At 24.3% G+C, this 1072-nt stretch carries 1 protein-coding gene and 1 rRNA gene; one reads left to right on the forward strand and one right to left on the reverse strand.

The annotated features are described in order from the left end of the window. Positions 1 to 701 precede the first annotated feature (701 nt). The gene (locus tag ACYUEX_RS18660) at positions 702 to 839 is read left to right on the forward strand and encodes a hypothetical protein (RefSeq protein WP_322382168.1); all 138 of its coding nucleotides are present in this window, start codon (positions 702 to 704) and stop codon (positions 837 to 839) included. A 106-nt stretch (positions 840 to 945) separates the two neighbouring features. Here ACYUEX_RS18660 and rrf read toward each other — a convergent pair. Next, a 5S ribosomal RNA gene (rrf, locus tag ACYUEX_RS18665) occupies positions 946 to 1062 on the reverse strand. Positions 1063 to 1072: the final 10 nt, after the last annotated feature.

The following is a 1072-nucleotide window of genomic DNA, read 5'->3' on the forward strand; positions in this document are numbered from 1 at the left end:
CCGCCAGCGTTCGTCCTGAGCCAGGATCAAACTCTCAATAAAAAGTTTAATCTCTTTGCTCAAATTACTTTGAGTCTTAATTTTAAGACGTCTAAAAGAATTGCTGGTTTTTTACTTAACTTATATTCTGTTCAATTTTCAAAGACCATTTTCTTCATCGCCCTCAAGCGACTTTCTTATCTTATCACTTACACATTTTCTTGTCAACAAGTTTTTAAATTTTATTTTTCAACTTGTTACGACTATTTGCATCAGCGACATAAAGTATAATACCATCTATCTTTACATAATATATATAATTAATTCATATTTATTATTGATTATATTTATAATACTTTAAATTTCTTATATTTTCTTTAATTTTTTAGTAATGATATACAAGGTAATGTTTATTTTCTTTTTCAGATAATTCAATTTATATAATAATTAAATTCATTAGAATAATATTAAAATAAGTATCTCTATATTTTTTTATTCTTTTATCATACTTCAATCAAAATATAAAAATTCTTATATATTTTTTAAACCCTAATAATATTTAAACTTAAATTTTTTAACATGATAAAAAAGTAAATATTAGTAATGATATGATAAATAGATTATATTAACATTTAAATTTTTTAATAGCAGCTATATTGATAATTATTATCTATTACTATATAATAGTATATAAAATAGATTATTATAAAGGAGTGTCTTTAATGAGTACAAAAGAAATAGAAAATAAAAACTCAAATGAAATTATAGCCCCTAAGAAAGTAAAATATCAATGTCTACACACAACAGAAGCTAAAGAGTGTACTTGTATCAGAAGTAAGGGATTAGTTTTAAGAAAATAGAAATTAATACTTATATTTATTTTAGTATCATATAAGTACTGTAAGATAAATATTATGGAATAAATAAAAAAAGACTTAAGAATTAAATTCTTAAGTCTTTTTAATGACCTGGCAACGTTCTACTCTCCCACACAGTTTCCCATGCAGTACCATCGACGCTGTAGAGCTTAACTTTCCTGTTCGGAATGGAAAGGAGTGTTTCCTCTACGCCATCATCACCAGATATCAGAGTG

It is taken from the genome of Clostridium sp. CTA-7 (assembly GCF_054768095.1).